16 protein-coding genes are annotated in these 17,534 nt (G+C 43.8%); 8 read left to right on the forward strand and 8 right to left on the reverse strand.

Annotated features, from left to right (window positions below):
- Positions 1–906, reverse strand: a complete 906-nt coding sequence (locus AAH944_RS00460; RefSeq protein WP_415535599.1) for a formate/nitrite transporter family protein — start codon at positions 904–906, stop codon at positions 1–3.
- A gap of 97 nt (positions 907–1,003) precedes the next feature.
- The gene (locus tag AAH944_RS00465; protein ID WP_415535601.1) at positions 1,004–2,566 is read right to left on the reverse strand and encodes a methylenetetrahydrofolate reductase C-terminal domain-containing protein; all 1,563 of its coding nucleotides are present in this window, start codon (positions 2,564–2,566) and stop codon (positions 1,004–1,006) included.
- Between the two features lie 347 nt (positions 2,567–2,913).
- On the opposite strand from AAH944_RS00465, the gene AAH944_RS00470 reads away from it, so the two are divergent.
- The 4 genes from AAH944_RS00470 (at position 2,914) to queF (ending at position 6,683) form a co-directional block, all read left to right on the forward strand.
- A complete protein-coding gene (locus tag AAH944_RS00470) occupies positions 2,914–4,704 on the forward strand; it encodes an ASKHA domain-containing protein (RefSeq protein WP_415535603.1) in 1,791 nt (596 codons plus the stop codon).
- A 101-nt stretch (positions 4,705–4,805) separates the two neighbouring features.
- The gene (locus tag AAH944_RS00475; RefSeq protein ID WP_415535605.1) at positions 4,806–5,519 is read left to right on the forward strand and encodes a GntR family transcriptional regulator; all 714 of its coding nucleotides are present in this window, start codon (positions 4,806–4,808) and stop codon (positions 5,517–5,519) included.
- 170 nt (positions 5,520–5,689) lie between these two features.
- Positions 5,690–6,238 carry a VUT family protein gene (locus AAH944_RS00480; protein WP_415535607.1) on the forward strand — a complete coding sequence of 183 codons (549 nt, stop codon included), beginning with the start codon at positions 5,690–5,692 and terminating at the stop codon, positions 6,236–6,238.
- Positions 6,219–6,683, forward strand: coding sequence for a preQ(1) synthase (queF, locus tag AAH944_RS00485; protein ID WP_415535609.1), 465 nt, complete (start codon positions 6,219–6,221; stop codon positions 6,681–6,683). The genes AAH944_RS00480 and queF overlap by 20 nt, the downstream gene beginning before the upstream one ends.
- On the opposite strand, the gene AAH944_RS00490 is transcribed toward queF, so the two are convergent.
- Positions 6,667–7,368 carry a protein-L-isoaspartate(D-aspartate) O-methyltransferase gene (locus tag AAH944_RS00490; RefSeq protein ID WP_415535611.1) on the reverse strand — a complete coding sequence of 234 codons (702 nt, stop codon included), beginning with the start codon at positions 7,366–7,368 and terminating at the stop codon, positions 6,667–6,669. The genes queF and AAH944_RS00490 overlap by 17 nt on opposite strands.
- A 177-nt stretch (positions 7,369–7,545) precedes the next feature.
- Here AAH944_RS00490 and glpK point away from each other — a divergent pair, with 177 nt between their 5' ends.
- Entirely contained in the window at positions 7,546–9,039 is a 1,494-nt protein-coding gene (glpK, locus tag AAH944_RS00495) for a glycerol kinase GlpK (protein WP_415535613.1), read from the forward strand.
- A gap of 144 nt (positions 9,040–9,183) precedes the next feature.
- Entirely contained in the window at positions 9,184–9,930 is a 747-nt protein-coding gene (locus AAH944_RS00500) for a M48 family metallopeptidase (RefSeq protein ID WP_415535615.1), read from the forward strand.
- Here AAH944_RS00500 and AAH944_RS00505 read toward each other — a convergent pair.
- The 5 genes from AAH944_RS00505 to AAH944_RS00525 all read right to left on the reverse strand — a co-directional run bounded on the left by AAH944_RS00505 (position 9,927) and on the right by AAH944_RS00525 (position 15,302).
- Positions 9,927–10,670: a TIGR03915 family putative DNA repair protein gene (locus tag AAH944_RS00505; RefSeq protein ID WP_415535617.1), complete on the reverse strand. Its 744-nt coding sequence runs from the start codon at positions 10,668–10,670 to the stop codon at positions 9,927–9,929. The genes AAH944_RS00500 and AAH944_RS00505 overlap by 4 nt on opposite strands.
- Positions 10,671–10,749: 79 nt before the next feature.
- On the reverse strand, positions 10,750–11,976 hold the full coding sequence (locus tag AAH944_RS00510) for a putative DNA modification/repair radical SAM protein (protein ID WP_415537714.1): 1,227 nt from the start codon (positions 11,974–11,976) through the stop codon (positions 10,750–10,752).
- Positions 11,977–12,396: 420 nt separating this feature from the next.
- Entirely contained in the window at positions 12,397–12,981 is a 585-nt protein-coding gene (locus AAH944_RS00515; RefSeq protein WP_415535619.1) for an indolepyruvate oxidoreductase subunit beta, read from the reverse strand.
- Positions 12,974–14,737 (reverse strand): indolepyruvate ferredoxin oxidoreductase subunit alpha, encoded by a 1,764-nt coding sequence (iorA, locus tag AAH944_RS00520; protein ID WP_415535621.1) that lies wholly within the window; start codon positions 14,735–14,737, stop codon positions 12,974–12,976. Before iorA ends, AAH944_RS00515 begins: the two co-directional genes overlap by 8 nt.
- A 217-nt stretch (positions 14,738–14,954) precedes the next feature.
- The gene (locus tag AAH944_RS00525) at positions 14,955–15,302 is read right to left on the reverse strand and encodes a type II toxin-antitoxin system Phd/YefM family antitoxin (RefSeq protein ID WP_415535623.1); all 348 of its coding nucleotides are present in this window, start codon (positions 15,300–15,302) and stop codon (positions 14,955–14,957) included.
- A gap of 302 nt (positions 15,303–15,604) precedes the next feature.
- Between AAH944_RS00525 and AAH944_RS00530 the strand changes: the two genes are divergently transcribed.
- Both AAH944_RS00530 and AAH944_RS00535 read left to right on the forward strand, forming a co-directional pair.
- Complete coding sequence (locus AAH944_RS00530) at positions 15,605–16,726, forward strand: ATPase (protein ID WP_415535625.1); 1,122 nt, start codon at positions 15,605–15,607, stop codon at positions 16,724–16,726.
- 136 nt (positions 16,727–16,862) lie between these two features.
- Positions 16,863–17,534 (forward strand): helix-turn-helix domain-containing protein, encoded by a 672-nt coding sequence (locus AAH944_RS00535; RefSeq protein WP_415535627.1) that lies wholly within the window; start codon positions 16,863–16,865, stop codon positions 17,532–17,534.

Consider the following 17,534-nt stretch of genomic DNA (forward strand, 5'->3'; position numbering starts at 1 on the left):
TTATTTAGATTTTACGTAAGCACTATCAAATTTTTTCTGAACAAGATGGTCTACATCCAAAACAGTAGTGGATTTCTTTTTGTACATGAAGCTCAGCCAGTAAATAAGTCCGACAAATATGCTTCCGCCAACGATATTTCCGAGCGTAACAGGAATAAGGTTATTCACGACAAACGTTCCCCAGTTAAGGTGAGCAAGTTTTTCAGGTGTTACACCGAGCGTTGCAGCCTGGGCCACCCAGGTCGGGTTGGCTTTGGCAAGAATGCCGGCAGGAATGTAATACATATTGGCAACACAGTGTTCAAAACCAGAAGTAATGAACAGCCAGATCGGAAAAAAGATAGCAAGAAGTTTACCGGTGATATCCTTGGCGGCATTCGCCATCCAAACAGCCATACAAACCAGCCAGTTACACAAGATTCCCATGAAGAAAGCTTTCGGGAAAGTCAGGCCCGTCTTATATGCGGCGACTTTGATTGTAAACCCTCCGAGTAGACCTGAGGAAAAGTCAAACTGGCCGGAGTAAAGGATAAACAAGACGACAAGCATGGAACCAATAAAGTTCCCGATATAGACAATCGTCCAATTACGCAGCATCTTTAGCCATCTTGATTCCTTTTCCATACAAGATACCACAATCAGGGTGTTTCCGGTGAATAATTCAGCTCCGGTGATAACCACCATCATCAGTCCTGTGGCAAATAAGGCACCAGCGAGTGCTTTGCCTAAGCCAACAGAAGTGATGGTGTGAATGGCAGTATTAGAGCCTTCCGCCGCGAAGGCAATAAAGGCTCCCGCTAGTATTGCCAACAGCAGCAATTTCAATATAGAAGAATTCGTTTTATTCTTTCCATATTCTACAAATCCCTCAGTAATCTCTGAAGGAGTTTTAAACATTTTTTCCATTCTCCTACCCCTATTATAAGTGTATTTGGACTGATTTAAAAGGTCATAAGGTTTAAAGGACGGTTACAAAGACTGAATGCCTTTAAACTGAAGCACTTTATTCTTTTTCTTTGGACTTTGTTCTAGGTTTAATGCCAAGTCTTTCCGCAGAGTGGTCCTGGCCTTCAAAAAAGTTTATCCAGCCTGAAGTATGCTGTTTTTCCCAATTGTAAGGGCTCACATGATAGGAATTCAGCTTTTCTTCCTCAGAATAGCCTTTTAAGCGGTAATAGGCTTTGACCCAGATGCACTTTTGCTTGTCCGGATACACTTCACACCAGCCGTTGTAGCTTCCTTCACATGGGCCGTTCCGTTGGTTCTTGGGACAGTTGCCCATTGGACAGACATAGGCTACATCGATCAGCGCACAGTCACCGCAGTCCTGGCAATTGTACATGCAGGATTTGGCGAGATGCTCAATGCCGTGGAAAGGTTTTTCCAGCGCAGAATCCTTTATGGCATGACAAAATCCGCGCATAAAGCCGAACATTCCTTTGTTAGGTTCAAACATCATCTTGTGAACAACTCTAGACATCTTATAATTCAAATCAAAGCTCTTCTCATAATTGTTGTAGTCATTGGATTTTTGAGCAGTATTCAAGCCGGTCTTTTCATCTTTGGCGTAAACATAGAAACCGTTTTTTTGAGGATAGTCAAACTCCCGAATATAATCCTGCCAGTTGGCGGTCAATTCGTTTCCACGGTCAATAATATATTCAACTTGTTCATACGTCGTATTATGCCCGCCGAGATGAACGCCTTTGTAGCCCATACCTTTCAGGATAGCAAAGAGTTTCGCTGCCCTATCGAGCATGGCGGCAACACCCTTGTCGCTGCTTTGTTTTTCCTGTTCCAGTTCAGCAACAAGCTTGTCCGTAACAACACATCCGGGGACTTTATTCATACTCATCGCTTTGGCAGCACCATAAGTCAGCAGGTAAATATTTCCCATCAGACACCCGGGCAGGTTATTGTGCTTCACAAATTGATAGAGTTCGTGGTACTTTCTGACATCGTAGCCAACTTGGGGTATAATGAACTGAGCACCATTCTCGATCTTCTTTTTGAGCTTGGTGTACTGGAGCATCTGCTCGGCTTCGGTGGCTTTAAAAGGTGAAACAGCAGCACCCGCAAACAGATGGGTTGGCTGAAGTTTATTGACACCTCTAACTGTGGGAAGTTCCAACCCGTCATTCATCTTGGTGATAAAGGCCAAGAGCTGAGTGGAATCAAGGTCAAAAACCGGTTTGGGCCGTCCGAAGAAATTACCTGGATCATAGTCGCCGGTCAGTACCAGTAAGTTATGGAGTCCCGAACGTTCCAGGGAAAAAAGCTGGCTTTCCAGTTGTGTGCGGTTTTTGTCCTTGCAGGCAACGTGAATAATTGCATCGATGCCCAGACTTTTGATTTCCCTGCCAATGCCCTCAGGATTAATGCCGACACTTCCACCCGGGTTGTCAGTCAGACTAACAGCATGGATCTTTTTCCCTTTAGCAGCCTGCTCCGCCAATTGAAGCGCTTTTTCCTGAGAAACTTCTTTAGAGCCGCGGCCGGGTACGAGTTCCCATGTTACAATAAACTCATTGTTGTCCTGTATTGCTTTACGAAAAGCGTTCTCCATAAGTATCCCCCTTTCCAATTATTCTCAAAAGTCTAACATGAAAATAAAAAATAAAGAAAATAAAAAGAGATAATTGCGTCCAAATAATGTATACTATTGTATATACAGGTGTTTTGCTTACTTTAATATATCATCCGAATTTTCAATAGTCAATATATTTAAAAGACAAAAAATAAGAGATTTTTTAGAAAATAATTTCTATTTCGACAATAGCCTGAAACTACCGACTTGTAATTAAGGAAAGTTACGTTTTATAATATGATATGTTAGAATGTTTTTTTGGAAAAAGACGGTTGTCCTTCGCTGAAAATGGCAGGTTTTATTATAACAGAAAGGAAAACAATATGATGAAAAAAGTTCTATTTCCAAGCCAGAATAAAGAAATCTTATGCCAGGAGAATGACACGGTCGCTGCTGCCTGTTCAGGCCTTGGATATCCACTTGATCTTGTATGCGGAGGAAAAGGTACATGTAAAAAATGCACAGTTGAAATAGAAAGGGACGGCATACGGCAGGAAGTATTGGCGTGTCAGGAACCAGTAAGCGACGGCTTGATCGTTTATCTTAAATATGAAGACTATAAACATGAAGCCTCAATTTTAACAGATCGTATTGAAACAGAGCTAAACATCGATCCGCCAGTTAAAAAGATCTTTATCGATAAGAAGTTTCTAAGAACTCCGTTCTATTACGGGGACTGGGAACATATTCAAGCCACGGTTCCATTCCGGATTAATACGCCAGCTTTATGCCTTCTGCAAAAATTATCACTGCTGATGCAGAAACAGGAAATGACAGGCATTACTTTGGTCTTAAGAGACGAACAGCTGCTTGATATTGAGCAGGGCGACACCTCAGCCAGCAATTATGGATTTGCCGTTGACCTTGGGAGTACCTCAGTTGTGGCCTACTTATATGACCTTAATAGCGGCAAAAAAGTAGGGGTATATTCCGGCTTAAACGGTCAGATTACGGAAGGTGCGGATGTTATATCCCGCATTATGGCGGCGATAAATAATCCTGAAGGGCTAAAAATTCTTCAGCGTAAAGTAGTAGAGACCATTAACACCCTGATTCTGGAAGCGATACAGCAAAACCAGATCAGCGCTGAAAATATCTATACGATGGTGATTTGCGGCAACAGTGCCATGCAGCACCTCTTTTTAGGTTTGTATCCTGGATCTCTTGGCAGGACGCCTTACACCAATACGATTTTAAGTGAAGTGTTAACAACAGCACGGGAGTTGAGCCTTAACATTCATCCCAATGCCATTATTGATTTTTTACCTTTGATCGGGGGCTTCGTCGGAGCGGACACTTTGGCTGTCCTACTGGCTTTGCCTGAAGGGGAACGTCAAGGGAACAGATTGATTATTGATCTTGGAACAAACGGCGAAATTTTATTGGGGAACGAGAAGAAGTGGCTAGCCACTTCAACTGCTGCCGGACCGGCCCTCGAAGGAGCAACGATCCGCTTTGGAATGCGTGGAACAAACGGAGCCATCGAACGGGTAAAACTGTCGGAAGGTAAAATTAAATTAAAAGTGATTGGCGGAGAACAGCCCAAAGGGATTTGTGGCTCCGGTATCGTTGATGCAGTTGCTGAAATGTTGAAAGCCGAGCTGATCAGTAAAGAAGGCAGACTGCTGCCTCCCGACAAATATTTAAAAATTTGCCGGCCGGAAAATCAAAGATTTGCTGATTATCTGGCAAAAATTGACGGGGTCAGCGTTTTCTACCTGATGGATGAGGGACAGTCCGGTGATAACGACCGAATTTACATCAGCCAAAAGGATATTCGTGCTGTACAGCTAGCCAAAAGCGCCATTTATACAGGATGTATGCTATTAATGAAAGAATATGGGCTGAAAGGAGAAGATCTCGAGGAAATTCTGATTGCCGGGGCCTTCGGCAACTATATTGACGCTCCAAGTGCTCAGGTACTCGGTCTGTTTCCCGATTTTTCGAATGTACCCATCCGGTCCATAGGCAATGCGGCAGGAGCCGGAGCATTGAATTTTCTACTGTCCAGAAATATACGGATGAATACTTTGATATTATTGGCAAAGGTAACCCATTTTGACCTGGCGGCAAATCCTGCTTTTCAACAGGAATATCTGCAGAATACAGGTTTTTGAAGAAAGTAAATAAGTTAGTGGCTTAAAAAATATTGATGGATTTATTAATCTGTTCCTATGTATAATATATGATAACTAAATAATTGCCGAGGAGTAAGAAGATGGAATTACCAATCTATCAACATATTATTGAAGAGATAAAGAAAAAAATCAAAGAGGGTGTTTTGAAGCCGGGAGATGCGATCCCTTCAGAAAATTCATTGTGTGATACCTATGGCGTGAGCCGGATGACGGTCCGCAAGGGTCTGGCAATCTTAGTGAATGAGGGATATATCACCTCTATCCCTGGCAAGGGTAGCTTTGTGAATGAACCGGATTCCAAGAAATACATCTTATATTACAACGAGATGGCAAATCTGATTAACACCATCGATACGACCAAGCTGATTGAAGTTAAAATTATCCTGCCGACACCAAGACTCATTGACAGTCTGAATATACCCCAAAGCAAAAAAATAATTATGGTTAAACGGATCCATTGCAGCAATGGAGAAGCAGTCGCGTATGATGAAAAATACCTGATTTACTACAAGGGAATGCCTATCGTTGAAAAAGAAATCAAATACAATACTTTCCCGGAAATTGTTTCTCGGTATACTTCTCTGTTTGCGATTAAGAAAGAATTAACAATTTCTGCCCAAATGCCTGATGAAAAAATATCAAAATACCTGTCCCTGTACAATGCTCTCCCACTTTTGGTTGTTGAGCAAAGACTGTTTAATACACAGGATAAGCCAATCGGGCTGGGTATTACTTATTATCGAGGAGACAGCTGCAAGCTATCCGCATCCTGGCCGTTTACCGATATGGAATAGACCATTTAACTTAATAAGACAGTTCGTCATCCATCCTGTCTCTAAACAAAACTAGGGAAGCTATCGTCTGGTAGTTTTAGGGCAGTTACATGCCCTTTTTATTTTTAACATCCATGGACGGCAAGGAGTGGCAAATCTTTGGGTCATTATTTATTATTAGGAGAAAAATAATGTTGCTTATTCTTTATTTAGCTGCCATCATTATTGCGAATATTATTACTGCAGCGCTGGCACCTTTGCAGATAGGACCGTTTTTAATTCCTTACGGAAGCTGGCTGATCGGGGTGACGTTGGTACTTAGGGACATTATTCAGCGCAAGTACGGGCGAAAAGCTGCTTATCTGGCGATTACCACGGCTCTTGTCCTATCGGCTGTTTCCTCCAAACTTCTTGGAGATACTTTGACCATTACCTTGGCTTCAGCCATTTCCTTTTTGATATCGGAATCGGCAGATACGGAAATTTATACGAGGCTTAAAGGCTCTTTCCTGCGTAAAGTGTTTGCGAGCGGGATTGTCAGCAGTTTTCTCGATAGTTTAGTCTTTATATTAATCGGTCTGTCCCCGCTTATTTCAGGCATCCTGATCTGGGATTTTGTACCGAATGCAGTACTCGGGCAGTTTGCTGTTAAGAGTCTGATGCAAGTGCTCGGAATAAGCATTCTGTTTATGATTAAGAACCGTTGGGAGGTTACCGTAAATGAAAAACAAGGAAACTGAGGACCTGTCACTTCTGGGATCGGGACAAACACGCTATGTTTTTGATTATGATCCGGACATACTGGAGAGTTTTGCAAACAAGTATCCCGATAATAATTATTTTGTCCGCTTAAATTGCCCTGAATTTACCAGCCTGTGTCCGATTACCGGCCAGCCGGATTTTGGAACGATGATTATCAATTACATTCCGGATCAAAAATTGGTAGAAAGCAAATCGTTGAAGCTATATCTTTTCAGTTTCCGCAACCATGGAGGTTTCCACGAAGATGTTGTCAACATCATCATGAAGGACCTGATCCGGCTACTTGAACCTAGATATATCGAAGTTATAGGAGAATTCAGCCCCAGAGGAGGGATCTCCATTCATCCTTACAGCAATTATGGACAGCCGGATAGCAAATGGGTAGAATTTGCCGTGAAGAGGCTGCTTAAGTACGGGAAATAGACGAGCGGGGACATGGGAGCGTTTCTTTTGTTCCCGCTGCTGTCCCAGAGAGCAGCGGTACAAAGCGGCAGTAGTCATCCCAGCTGTCAATATAGCCTTCCGGATTTGTATTGGTCTTTTGTCTGACCAGCAAACGCTGACAGGCTAGCCCTTCGCCGGCTTCAAGCGGGACAACGATTTTTCCGTCGACATCGAGCTGTTCAAGCCAGCAAGGTCCAATGACCGGTGTTGCTGCCGTTACGAGGATTCCCCGGTACGGTGCATTTGGTTCATAACCGTTTCGGCCGTCGGCAATGATACTGCAGATTGGATAGTTCAGCTGTTCAAATAATACTCGAACTTTAAGGGCGAGTGCTTCGATTCTTTCGATGGTTGTCACGGCCATACCCATCTCGGCCAGCAAAGCAGACTGATAGCCGGAACCCGTACCTATTTCAAGGACTTTGTCACCAGGTTCCAAAGCCAATAGCTCGGTCATTTTAGCGACAATAAAGGGCTGAGAGATCGTCTGCTTCTCTCCGATCGGAAGCGGTTCATCATCATAACTGTAGGGCCATAAATCTTCAGGAATGAACAAATGTCTGGGGATTTTTTTAATGGCGTCCAGGATGCGTTTGTCATGAACTCCTTGAGGAGCTACATGCTCATCAACGAGTATGGCTGCTTTTTCCTGCCAGTTTTGCATAGTCTGACACTTCTTTCCTCAGATAATTCTGGTTGCCGTGTTCATCTATTCAGCTTAATCGGGTACTGATTGGAACTATTTTGGCCTGTTTTCTCATTAATTATAGTATAATAAAATTATTTGCGAAAAGTATTCGGGCTTTGGCTCATTAATGAACTGGTTAATGGAGGAACACAAATGGTTCAAAAATATATTATTGCGCTCGATCAGGGGACAACAAGCTCACGGGCTGTCATTTTTAACCATGAAGGAATGATCGTAGGTAAAGCCCAAAAAGAGTTTGCCCAGATTTATCCGTTCCCGGGGTGGGTTGAACATGATCCTTTGGAAATCTGGGACACCCAGCTGGCTGCTATCAGAGAGGTTCTGGATCAGACGAACATAAATCCGGATGATATTGTTGGGCTAGGGATAGCAAATCAAAGGGAGACGACTGTGGTTTGGAACCGTTTTACCGGCAAACCTGTCTATCATGCGATTGTCTGGCAATGCCGTAGAACGACGGAACTTTGCGAGCAGATACTGAACGGTACCTTGAACGAGTATATTTCAGATGCGACCGGCCTTGTTGCGGATGCTTATTTTTCCGGAACGAAAATTCGCTGGATCCTGGATCATATCCCGGATGGTCAGGCGATGGCCGAAAAAGAGGATTTGCTTTTTGGCACAATTGACAGCTGGCTCGTCTGGAATCTTACCAAAGGCCGGCTGCATATTACGGATTACAGCAATGCCTCCCGGACCATGCTCTATAATATCAGGGAACTAGCGTGGGATGACAAAATATTATCTTATTTGGATATCCCCAGACCACTGCTGGCGGAAGTCTGTCCGAGCAGCCACTGTTACGGTGTAACAGATTCTTCGATATTTGGAGCTGAAATACCGATAGCTGGCATAGCCGGTGATCAGCAGGCCGCACTTTTTGGGCAGGCCTGCTTTACAGAAGGAATGGTCAAAAATACCTACGGTACGGGTTGTTTTATCCTGATGCATACCGGTAGAAATATGATCCGGTCTCAAAATAAATTGCTGACGACAATTGCCTGGGGAATTGACAACGAGGTGGAATATGCGCTGGAAGGCAGTGTGTTTATTGGCGGAGCAGTCATTCAGTGGCTTCGTGATGAACTTGGATTGCTGAAAACTTCTGCCGAAAGCGAGTATTATGCAACTCAGGTCAAAGATACGAACGATGTCTATATTGTTCCGGCCTTCGTCGGACTCGGCGCACCATACTGGGATATGCATGCCCGCGGCATAGTGACCGGACTTACCCGGGGCGCAAACCGTTTCCACCTTGTAAGAGCCGCGCTGGAGAGCATTGCTTATCAGACAAATGATGTTCTTACGGCAATGGCTAAGGATGCCGATATCCCTCTTAAGGCCTTGAAAGTAGACGGCGGTGCAGCTGATAATAATTTCCTGCTGCAGTTTCAGGCGGATCTCAGCGGTATTCCGGTTGAACGGTCAGAAATTTGTGAGGTTACGGCTTTGGGAGCAGCATATCTGGCAGGTTTGGCAACCGGATACTGGAAGGACAAGGAAGAGCTGAAAGACCTTAGTAAAGGGCGCCTTATTTTTGCTTCGAACATCACCGAATCTGAGCGCCAACAATACCTGAGCGGGTGGAAAGTGGCAGTCAGCCAGGCAACCTATCGGACGGTATGACGGGATTATGAACGAAAAATACAAATAAAAGATATATTCAGATAATATTTATTGGCGTAAAGGTTTCTTTTTTTCCCTTAATCGTAGTAAAATAGTCTTGCTCGATTTTTTGCACAGGGCAATATCATTATTTTCGGGAGTAAAGTGGAAGGCAAAATGGAATACCTTCGTATAGGCAAAAGGCAAATTGAATACGAGCTTCGAAAAAGCAGCAAAGCAAAAAGATTGATTGTTACCATCAAACATCAGAAGTTAAAGGTTTCTGTTCCTGCCGAAGTTACTTTCACCCAGGCCAGACGATATCTGGAAAACAATAAAGACCTGATATTGAAGTACATCGAAAAACAAAATTCAGCAGCAGGGGAAACTGCTGCGAAGGAATATGTTTCAGGTGAAAAACTACTGTACAGGGGCAGGCATTATCCTCTGCTGATCGAGGAAAAGGCCGGACCCGGAAGCTCCTCAGCATCGTTTATTGGAAGCAGGATCGTTGTAACCGTTCCACCGGGGTTATCAAAAGAGAAAAAAAGTCAATCAACCAAAAAGATACTGGAAGAATGGTATATCCGACAGGCCCAAAAGCTTCTTCCTGAACAGGTTGAGTATTATGCCAGACAGCTGGATATTATCTATCAAAAACTTAGAATTAAGGATCAAAAAACAAAATGGGGAAGCTGTTCAAGCAAAGGATACATCAACTTAAATTGGCGCATTATCATGGCACCGAACCAGGTTGCGGCTTATGTGATTATTCACGAATTAGCCCATCTTAAGTACATGAACCATTCCAAGGAATTTTGGGCATTCGTGGAACAAATTCTGCCGGACTATAAGAAGTGGAAAAACTGGTTGAAAGAACATTGTAATGAATTGATGGACGGATGGGACTAAAGCAGCTCCGATTTTCGAAATTCTACCAGGTTATGCCGATAGCGCTGGGGGACAAAATGGGATTGGAGCTTTTTATTTTTGCGGTTTTCGATGCTGATACGGGTAAAATATTTAGCCCAGAGCTCTTGGTAAAATTGTTCTGTCTCTGAATCAGGAATGGCTGCTTCCTCGGAGGAATCGGAAAGGTACCATTCTTTTTTATTGCAGATAATCGCAAGATTTCTTTTTTTGTCATGAATAATGAAACGTTCGCCTGCTAGCCTGTCAGCAAAATGGTCGGCCAGAAGAATTAATATATTATGATCCGGCTCCAGAACCGCATAAAGATAACTGCCGGTATCCGTAAAGCGAAGCAGCCCTAAAAAGCGTTCTGCTTCAAAAGATACTTTCTTGGCTGTTTGCCGGATCGGCAATACCTCGGGATGAGAATGAATGCTGTCAATTTTCGGACCTAATTGAAAGCCGAGCTGAAGGTATTTTAAGATAAGGTTTTCTTTGGCGGGATTGTTCGAGAGGTATACATAATAGATCTGCATTAAGGAGTAGACAGAAATTTTTCTGTCTATCGCATCATAAACCCTGGCAGCAAGCACAGGATCACTTTGGATAACAGTAGATGGCGTGAACATATTGAACTGATACGAAGCTTCAGGATAGATTCCATGGGCTTTTTGTTCATAATAGCTGTAATATATTGAAGTCAGTAAACCGTCAAAGCTTCCGTCATATAAATAATCCATTTTCAACAGTCCCTCATTCTTCGGAAGACTCCTAGAACCTTGTCAACCCTAAAATGATCATATATGTTTACAGGATAAATCAAAACAAACATAGCTGAACGGGTTTGGCCACAGGTGTCAGGGCCTGGCGCACCAAGGCACTTTCTGCAGGGATGCCTCCGTAATAACAGCCCTGACACGTGATAAAATATTTAGCGCGCTTAAGAACCACCCCCATTTTTTTAAGATGATTATAAGAAATATTACCCAGCCTGCGCTGCCGAATGATTCTCTGGGCGGAAGTCACGCCTACGCCAGGAATTCGAAGCAGCTCTTCATAAGAGGCTTGGTTGATTTCTAGAGGAAATAACTGCATGTTTCGAAGCGCCCAGGAAATTTTGGGATCAAAATCGGTATCCAAAAACGGACTCTGTTCATTGACGATTTCATCCGCTTTAAAGCTGTAAAATCTCAGCAGCCAGTCCGCCTGATAGAGCCGGTGTTCTCTAAGCAAAGGCGGAGAAGTGGAAAGAGCAGGAAGATTTGGGCCCTCATTAACGGGAACATAGGCCGAGTAATAGACTCTTTTCAACTGAAAACGGTTGTAAAGGGTTTCTGTGGCTTTAATAATGGAAAGGTCGCTGTCTTTGCTTGCCCCGACAATCATCTGGGTCGACTGTCCTGCTGGAACAAATTTTTGGACGTGCCGGAAAATCTTTCTTTCGGAAGCGTTTTGCGTCATCTGATGATGAATTTGATTCATCGGCGCAAATAGGACGGGCAGTGTCTTTTGCGGGGCCAGGAGTTTGAGGCTCTGCTCTGTAGGCTGTTCAATATTAATGCTCATCCTGTCGGCGAGCAATCCGGTCTTGTTGACCAGTGCCGGATCGGCGCCGGGAATCACTTTGACGTGTATATATCCGTAAAAGTGATATTCATGCCTCAGAATGTCAAGAACCTGATAAATCCTTTCCATGGTATGATTTGGACTGCGCTCAATACCCGAGCTCAAAAAAAGACCTTCAATATAATTCCGCCTGTAGAATTGAATCGTCAGGTCGGCAACTTCCCTTGGCGTGAAACTGGCTCGCGGGATATCATTCTGATTGCGGTTGACGCAGTAATTGCAGTTATAGATGCAGTAGTTGGTCAGGAGAATCTTTAAAAGCGAAACACAGCGGCCATCAGCAGACCAGGTATGGCAAATGCCAAATGATTTGGAGTTGCCGATACCGCCTTGATTATGCTTATTTACCCCGCTTGACGCACAAGAGACATCATACTTGGCTCCATCAGCGAGGACTGCAAGTTTTTCCAGAGTACCCATGCTCATCACCCAAATTAATTCTAGCACAGGATAATGAATAAAGCAAACATATGTTCGATAAAGTCGTGCTGTCCCCTTTTTTCGTATGAGAATCCCACATTCTCTAGATGATGGCTTAATGAACGAGATATTAACGACATGGTACTGTTCGCGCCAAGTGGAGCTCGGATGCGGAACGCGACTGTTTGTGCCATGGATGGCACAACAGCCGAAAAGAGGATGGCACCATGTCGTCAACCTTAGCCTAGCTCAAAAAATGCTGATAACAGTCAAAAACCATTAGCAGCATCATATTGGTTTAGAGTTACTCTTGTTTTGGGGTTCACCCCAACATTTGACATAGAGCCTAAAAAAATACTGCCAATAGCATAACACTATTAGCAGTATCCTATCGGTCATTTTTTTGTACAGAGATACAACTCAGCGGTCAAAACTGTTCCAGCCCTCTTCAAAAGCTTTCAGATTGACCTCAAGCAGTTTGGAGGGGACTGTTTCCCGGATAACATCAAGCCAAGTTTGCTTGTCGATCTTCAGGCATCTGGCCAGCAATCCCAGCAAAACAACGTTGACTGCTTTAGCGTTACCAGCTTCGACAGCCTTTTCGAGTCCGTTGATGATGAAAACTTCTTTACGTTCTTTTTTAATAATATCCAACACATCGGAAGGATATTGCGCTGCTCCGACGACTACCGGCATAGGATCGATCCTTTGGTCATTAATTAAGATGCTGCCATCCTTTTTCAGATAGGGCAGCCAGCGGAGAGCCTCCAGCTTTTCAAAAGCGAGGATAATATCCGCTTCACCTTCAGGAATGATCGGGGAGGCGACTTCTTTGCCATATCTTACCTGGGTAACCACACTCCCGCCCCGTTGAGCCATCCCGTGAATCTCCGAGACCTTAACGTCCTGGCCGGTCATTTGGACGGCGCCCGCCAGCACTCGGCTCGCAAGGATTGTCCCTTGTCCACCTACACCAACAATAAGAATATTCGTGGTATCAGTCATTGGCGCCACCTTCTTTCTTGATTGCTTCGCTGGGGCAGACGGTTGCACATAGCCCGCAGCCTACACACTGAGCAAGGTTGATCCTGACTTTTTTCCCTTCCTTGGCGATACAGGGACAGCCTAATTTAAGACAGCGTAGACAGCCGGTACAAGTTTCTGTGGATATGCGATAAGGGCTATTCTTGCTTTTATCGATTAAGGCGCAAATCCGCTGGGTAATAATTACTGAAGGCTCTTCTGCAGCCAATTCTTCTCTGATAATTTTCTCCAGCTCCTCCAGCTCAAACGGATCAACAACCCGGACCCTTTCCACGCCGACGGCCTTGGTCAGAAGGACGAGATCAATTTCTTTAGTAGGTTCTCCTTTAACAGTAAAACCGGTCGTCGGGTTATGCTGGTGGCCGGTCATTGCCGTGATGCGGTTATCCAAAATAATGGTCGTTGTTGTTGCTTTATTGTATACGACGTTAACAAGTGCAGTTATTCCCGAATGAATGAAAGTGGAATCCCCAATCACCGCTACCAGATTGCGGGCGAAATCCTTACCTCTGGCTTTCTCCATGCCCATGGCAGTACCGATGCTTGCTCCCATACAAATGGTCGTGTCAATGGCTTTAAGCGGAGCAAGGCAGCCAAGCGTATAACAACCGATATCACCGGCGACGGTGACTTTAAGCTTATTAAGCACATAGAAAAGACCTCTGTGCGGACAGCCGGGACATAGGACAGGAGGACGCGGAGGAATTTCATATTGCAGTTGATCTGGTTCGGTCGTCTCACGGGGAGAACAGTCCCCAAGCATCTGCATCATTTTGGCGGCAATCGTTTCCGGCAGTAGTTCCCCTATCAGCGGAAAAGTATCCTTGCCATGAACATCAAGACCCCAGGACCTTACATACTCTTCGATAAAAGGTTCCAACTCTTCGACAATATATAACTGATCTACTTTGTTCGCAAAGTCCATAATCATTTTTTGGGGCAGCGGGAAGGTCAGGCCAAGTTTTAAGATTGAAACTTCCGGTAAAATTTCTTTGACATACTGGTAGGTCACGCCGCTGGTAATTACTCCAATTTTCGTATCGTTCCATTCAACGCGGTTTAGATCGGTACTTTCAGCGTAGTTTTTTAGTCTTATCAGCCTATCCTCAACAATTACATGGCGATGACGGGCATTTGCGGGAATCATCACATATTTGGAAGGATTTTTCTGATATTCCTTGATTCCTTTCTCCTCGCGGTCAGCAAGTTCGACCAGGGATTGGGAATGTGCCACCCGCGTTGTCGTTCTGAGCATAACCGGCGTATCAAACATCTCACTGATGTCAAAAGCCAATTTGGTAAAATCTTTGGCCTCCTGGCTGTTGGCCGGCTCTAGTACCGGAATCTTTGCTGCCCGTCCAAAATGACGGTTATCCTGTTCATTTTGAGAACTATGCATGCCCGGATCGTCAGCAGATACAAGTACCAGTCCACCGTTAACACCGGTATACGAAAGAGTAAACAAGGGATCTGCTGCTACGTTTACCCCAACGTGTTTCATGGAGACAAGCACTCTTCCGCCGGCGATCGCAGCACCCAAACCAACTTCGAGTGCTACTTTTTCGTTCGGGGACCATTCCGCATACATCTCATCATATTTTGCTGCGTTTTCTGTAATTTCCGTACTGGGGGTTCCTGGATAAGCCGTGCATACTACAACTCCGGCTTCCCAGGCACCTCTTGCAATCGCTTCGTTGCCTGTCAGAAGCTTTTTCATTGTCCCCACCCTCTCAAATTTTAGATCTGCATTATAAAATATCATCAAACGTTATAGGTTGTTTTCGGTGATATAAGATTCATTATAGTATGAATAAAGAAAACAGTTCAAGCAAAATCCAAGCTATTTTTTTGAAAATATCTGGATGATTGCCAAACTGTTATCATTTATATAACTGTTCAATTTATATATAGAAATTATTTTATTGGTTCGTCATTTAGTCATTTGATTCGCTTTCAAGATCCAGGCCTTCAAGGTCTTCACTTTCAAGGAAAATATTGATTTCATCGTCAGAAAGAACATTTGTTTTCAGGGAGGCATAATTATCCTGGAAATGGGGCGAATAGAGCGGAGAACTGATATTCTGACCAGAGGCGACCATATCTCGGATGCGCATTAGTTCCGAATATTCATGGATGGAGATGATGACAGCCTGGGGTTTATTATTTTTGACGATGATATAGGGATTGCCTTCATCTTCAACGGCCTGAATAACTTTTGAAGCTTGTCCGCGGCCTAACTCCGAAACGGAAATCATACAGTCAAATACCCGGCGCAAATCCATGCGAAAAACTCCCCTCCCTCAGCAGATCACAAATGTCATGCTTAGACAAACGTCCAAGACATTTTGATTATAAGCTGGAAACTGGAATAATGCAACAAGCGGCTGGATGATTTTAGTGGTAATTAACATGCATATCTGCATGAAAATAGTCGAAGAAACGACAATCCTTATTAATAAGAGAAATAAATCAATGAGATTTGTCAAAATTTTTTTCCTGAACTGTCCTGAACCATCAATTGAACCTTTTAAGGCAACAGGCAATAAAATGAAGCGTGAACATATTATGGGGGAGTGTCGGTAAAATGAAAGGAAACATGAAACATGTATTTCCGGGTGGAAATACCTCAGAGGGATTTTTTTCGTACTATTCGTTTCTGCTAGAAAAAGGTACGAAACGAGTTTTTGTGCTCAAAGGGGGACCTGGTGTCGGAAAATCAACGTTGATGAAAAAAATTGGGAACAGAATGGTGGAAATGGGTTATGATGTGGAATTCCACCACTGCTCTTCTGACCATCATTCCCTGGACGGAATAGCGGTTGTAGATGCCGGGATTGTGATGGTTGATGGAACTGCACCGCATATTGTGGATCCGAAGTATCCTGGAGGTCTGGATGAAATCATCAATCTGGGAGAATACTGGGATACGGATGCCATACAGCATAACGTAAAACATATTATTGCATCAACGAATGAAGTCAGCCGTCTGTTTGCCAGGGCTTACCGTTTGTTAAGCGCAGCCAGAGCGGTCGCGGAGAATATGATGGCCATAACCAGGCAGTCTATGGATTTCTCTGCGTTGAATATGGAAACACTGCGTTTGGCAAAGAAAATATTTGAAGGTGTGTACATGGCGGAAAACTCCGGTAGGACCGGCGTAGCCAGACATCTATTTTCCTGTGCGTATACACCGGAAGGTTTTGTTGATTTTACAGATTCTATTCTGCAGGAAATTGAGGAGATTGTTTATCTGGAAGGCGAGATGGGCACAGGAAGATCCGTTTTTATGGAGAAAATTGCCGCTAAGGCCATGGAAAATGGTTTTGATGTAGAAATCTATCACTTACCGCTGATTCCTTCCAAGATCGGAACGATTGTGATCAAAGAACTGCAGGTTGCCCTGACGTCGAGCGAATATTTCCGAAACAATCATCAAGAGTCCGTTAACCTGAACAGGCATGTCCATACAGAGCTTTCTTCATCATTGACACAGGAACTGAACAGTGACCTAGATTTGTTTGGTCAACTTATGCTCAGCGGAATGGACTGTATTCACCAGGCCAAACAGGAGCACGATGCTCTGGAGCAATATTATGTCCCGTATATGAATTTTAAGGCTGTTGAAGAAAAATATGAGGAGATATTGAGCAGGATCTTGGATATTGTGGACAGTGAGGCCTGCGCAGCAGAAAAACAACTGCATTAGGCATACCGCGGAGAGGGGGGACAAAAGGATACGTCCCTCCTTTTGTTTCTATCTTCCTGATGCGGTTTTTTGGAGTGATTTTTTGTTTGATGATTGGTTATGATAGAATAGGAAAATATCCTATCATGAGGTTTTTATGGAAAAAGATCTATATATGACGATTTCCAGCAAAACAAAACAGCTGCTGGTCAAACAGGAAGGTTTCGATGCGGATTTCAAAATGACAGTTAAAGGCATTCAAACCACAGATTTAGTAGCATTTGCGAATTCTGAAAATGGAGGAACCATTTTAGTTGGCGTCGGCGAAGTTGAAGATAAAAACAGCATGCAGAAAGGTAGAATGATCGGCTGTCCGGTTGGTGACAAGGAAAGACTCTTTATTTTAAGTAAAGCTGAGAGTTGTGTTCCGCCCGTTGAAGTCGCTATAATAATAGAAAACTATGCCAGAAAACCGATCTATCGAATTGAGATTCCCTCCGGTAAAGAAAAGCCGTATTGCACGGCCGGAGGCACATACAAGATCAGAGGGGACGGTCGGACCAACACCCTGCTTCCGGGAAGGCTGTTGACCCTTTACATTGAAAAACAAAGCGAAACATTTTTTAACCGTTTTCGCGAGGCAACGAAAGAACTAGGGAAAGATATTATGGCTTCGGATACAATGCTTCAAAATGCCTTGAACGAGCTCAGACGCAAAGTGCTGCAGATTGAATCTGCCATTGAGGGCAACCAAAACAGCCTGGGAAAAATAGCGGCTATTGATAAAAAAATGGATCAGCTTTTGTCGATGCAAGCTAAAGGAGAATAA

This window comes from Dehalobacter sp. CP, from assembly GCF_047652685.1.
In the GTDB taxonomy this organism is placed as follows: domain Bacteria; phylum Bacillota; class Desulfitobacteriia; order Desulfitobacteriales; family Syntrophobotulaceae; genus Dehalobacter.

What these genes read in the sequence shown, in the direction of transcription:
- AAH944_RS00505 (WP_415535617.1), bottom strand. Translation starts at nt 10,670, where the DNA reads ATGGATTATTTATATGACGGAAGCTTTGACGGTTTACTGACTTCAATA.
- AAH944_RS00475 (WP_415535605.1), top strand. Translation starts at nt 4,806, where the DNA reads ATGGAATTACCAATCTATCAACATATTATTGAAGAGATAAAGAAAAAA.
- queF (WP_415535609.1), top strand. Translation starts at nt 6,219, where the DNA reads ATGAAAAACAAGGAAACTGAGGACCTGTCACTTCTGGGATCGGGACAA.
- AAH944_RS00515 (WP_415535619.1), bottom strand. Translation starts at nt 12,981, where the DNA reads ATGACTGATACCACGAATATTCTTATTGTTGGTGTAGGTGGACAAGGG.
- AAH944_RS00490 (WP_415535611.1), bottom strand. Translation starts at nt 7,368, where the DNA reads ATGCAAAACTGGCAGGAAAAAGCAGCCATACTCGTTGATGAGCATGTA.
- AAH944_RS00470 (WP_415535603.1), top strand. Translation starts at nt 2,914, where the DNA reads ATGAAAAAAGTTCTATTTCCAAGCCAGAATAAAGAAATCTTATGCCAG.
- AAH944_RS00510 (WP_415537714.1), bottom strand. Translation starts at nt 11,976, where the DNA reads ATGGGTACTCTGGAAAAACTTGCAGTCCTCGCTGATGGAGCCAAGTAT.
- AAH944_RS00530 (WP_415535625.1), top strand. Translation starts at nt 15,605, where the DNA reads ATGAAAGGAAACATGAAACATGTATTTCCGGGTGGAAATACCTCAGAG.
- AAH944_RS00535 (WP_415535627.1), top strand. Translation starts at nt 16,863, where the DNA reads ATGGAAAAAGATCTATATATGACGATTTCCAGCAAAACAAAACAGCTG.
- AAH944_RS00525 (WP_415535623.1), bottom strand. Translation starts at nt 15,302, where the DNA reads ATGGATTTGCGCCGGGTATTTGACTGTATGATTTCCGTTTCGGAGTTA.
- AAH944_RS00465 (WP_415535601.1), bottom strand. Translation starts at nt 2,566, where the DNA reads ATGGAGAACGCTTTTCGTAAAGCAATACAGGACAACAATGAGTTTATT.
- AAH944_RS00480 (WP_415535607.1), top strand. Translation starts at nt 5,690, where the DNA reads ATGTTGCTTATTCTTTATTTAGCTGCCATCATTATTGCGAATATTATT.
- AAH944_RS00460 (WP_415535599.1), bottom strand. Translation starts at nt 906, where the DNA reads ATGGAAAAAATGTTTAAAACTCCTTCAGAGATTACTGAGGGATTTGTA.
- glpK (WP_415535613.1), top strand. Translation starts at nt 7,546, where the DNA reads ATGGTTCAAAAATATATTATTGCGCTCGATCAGGGGACAACAAGCTCA.
- iorA (WP_415535621.1), bottom strand. Translation starts at nt 14,737, where the DNA reads ATGAAAAAGCTTCTGACAGGCAACGAAGCGATTGCAAGAGGTGCCTGG.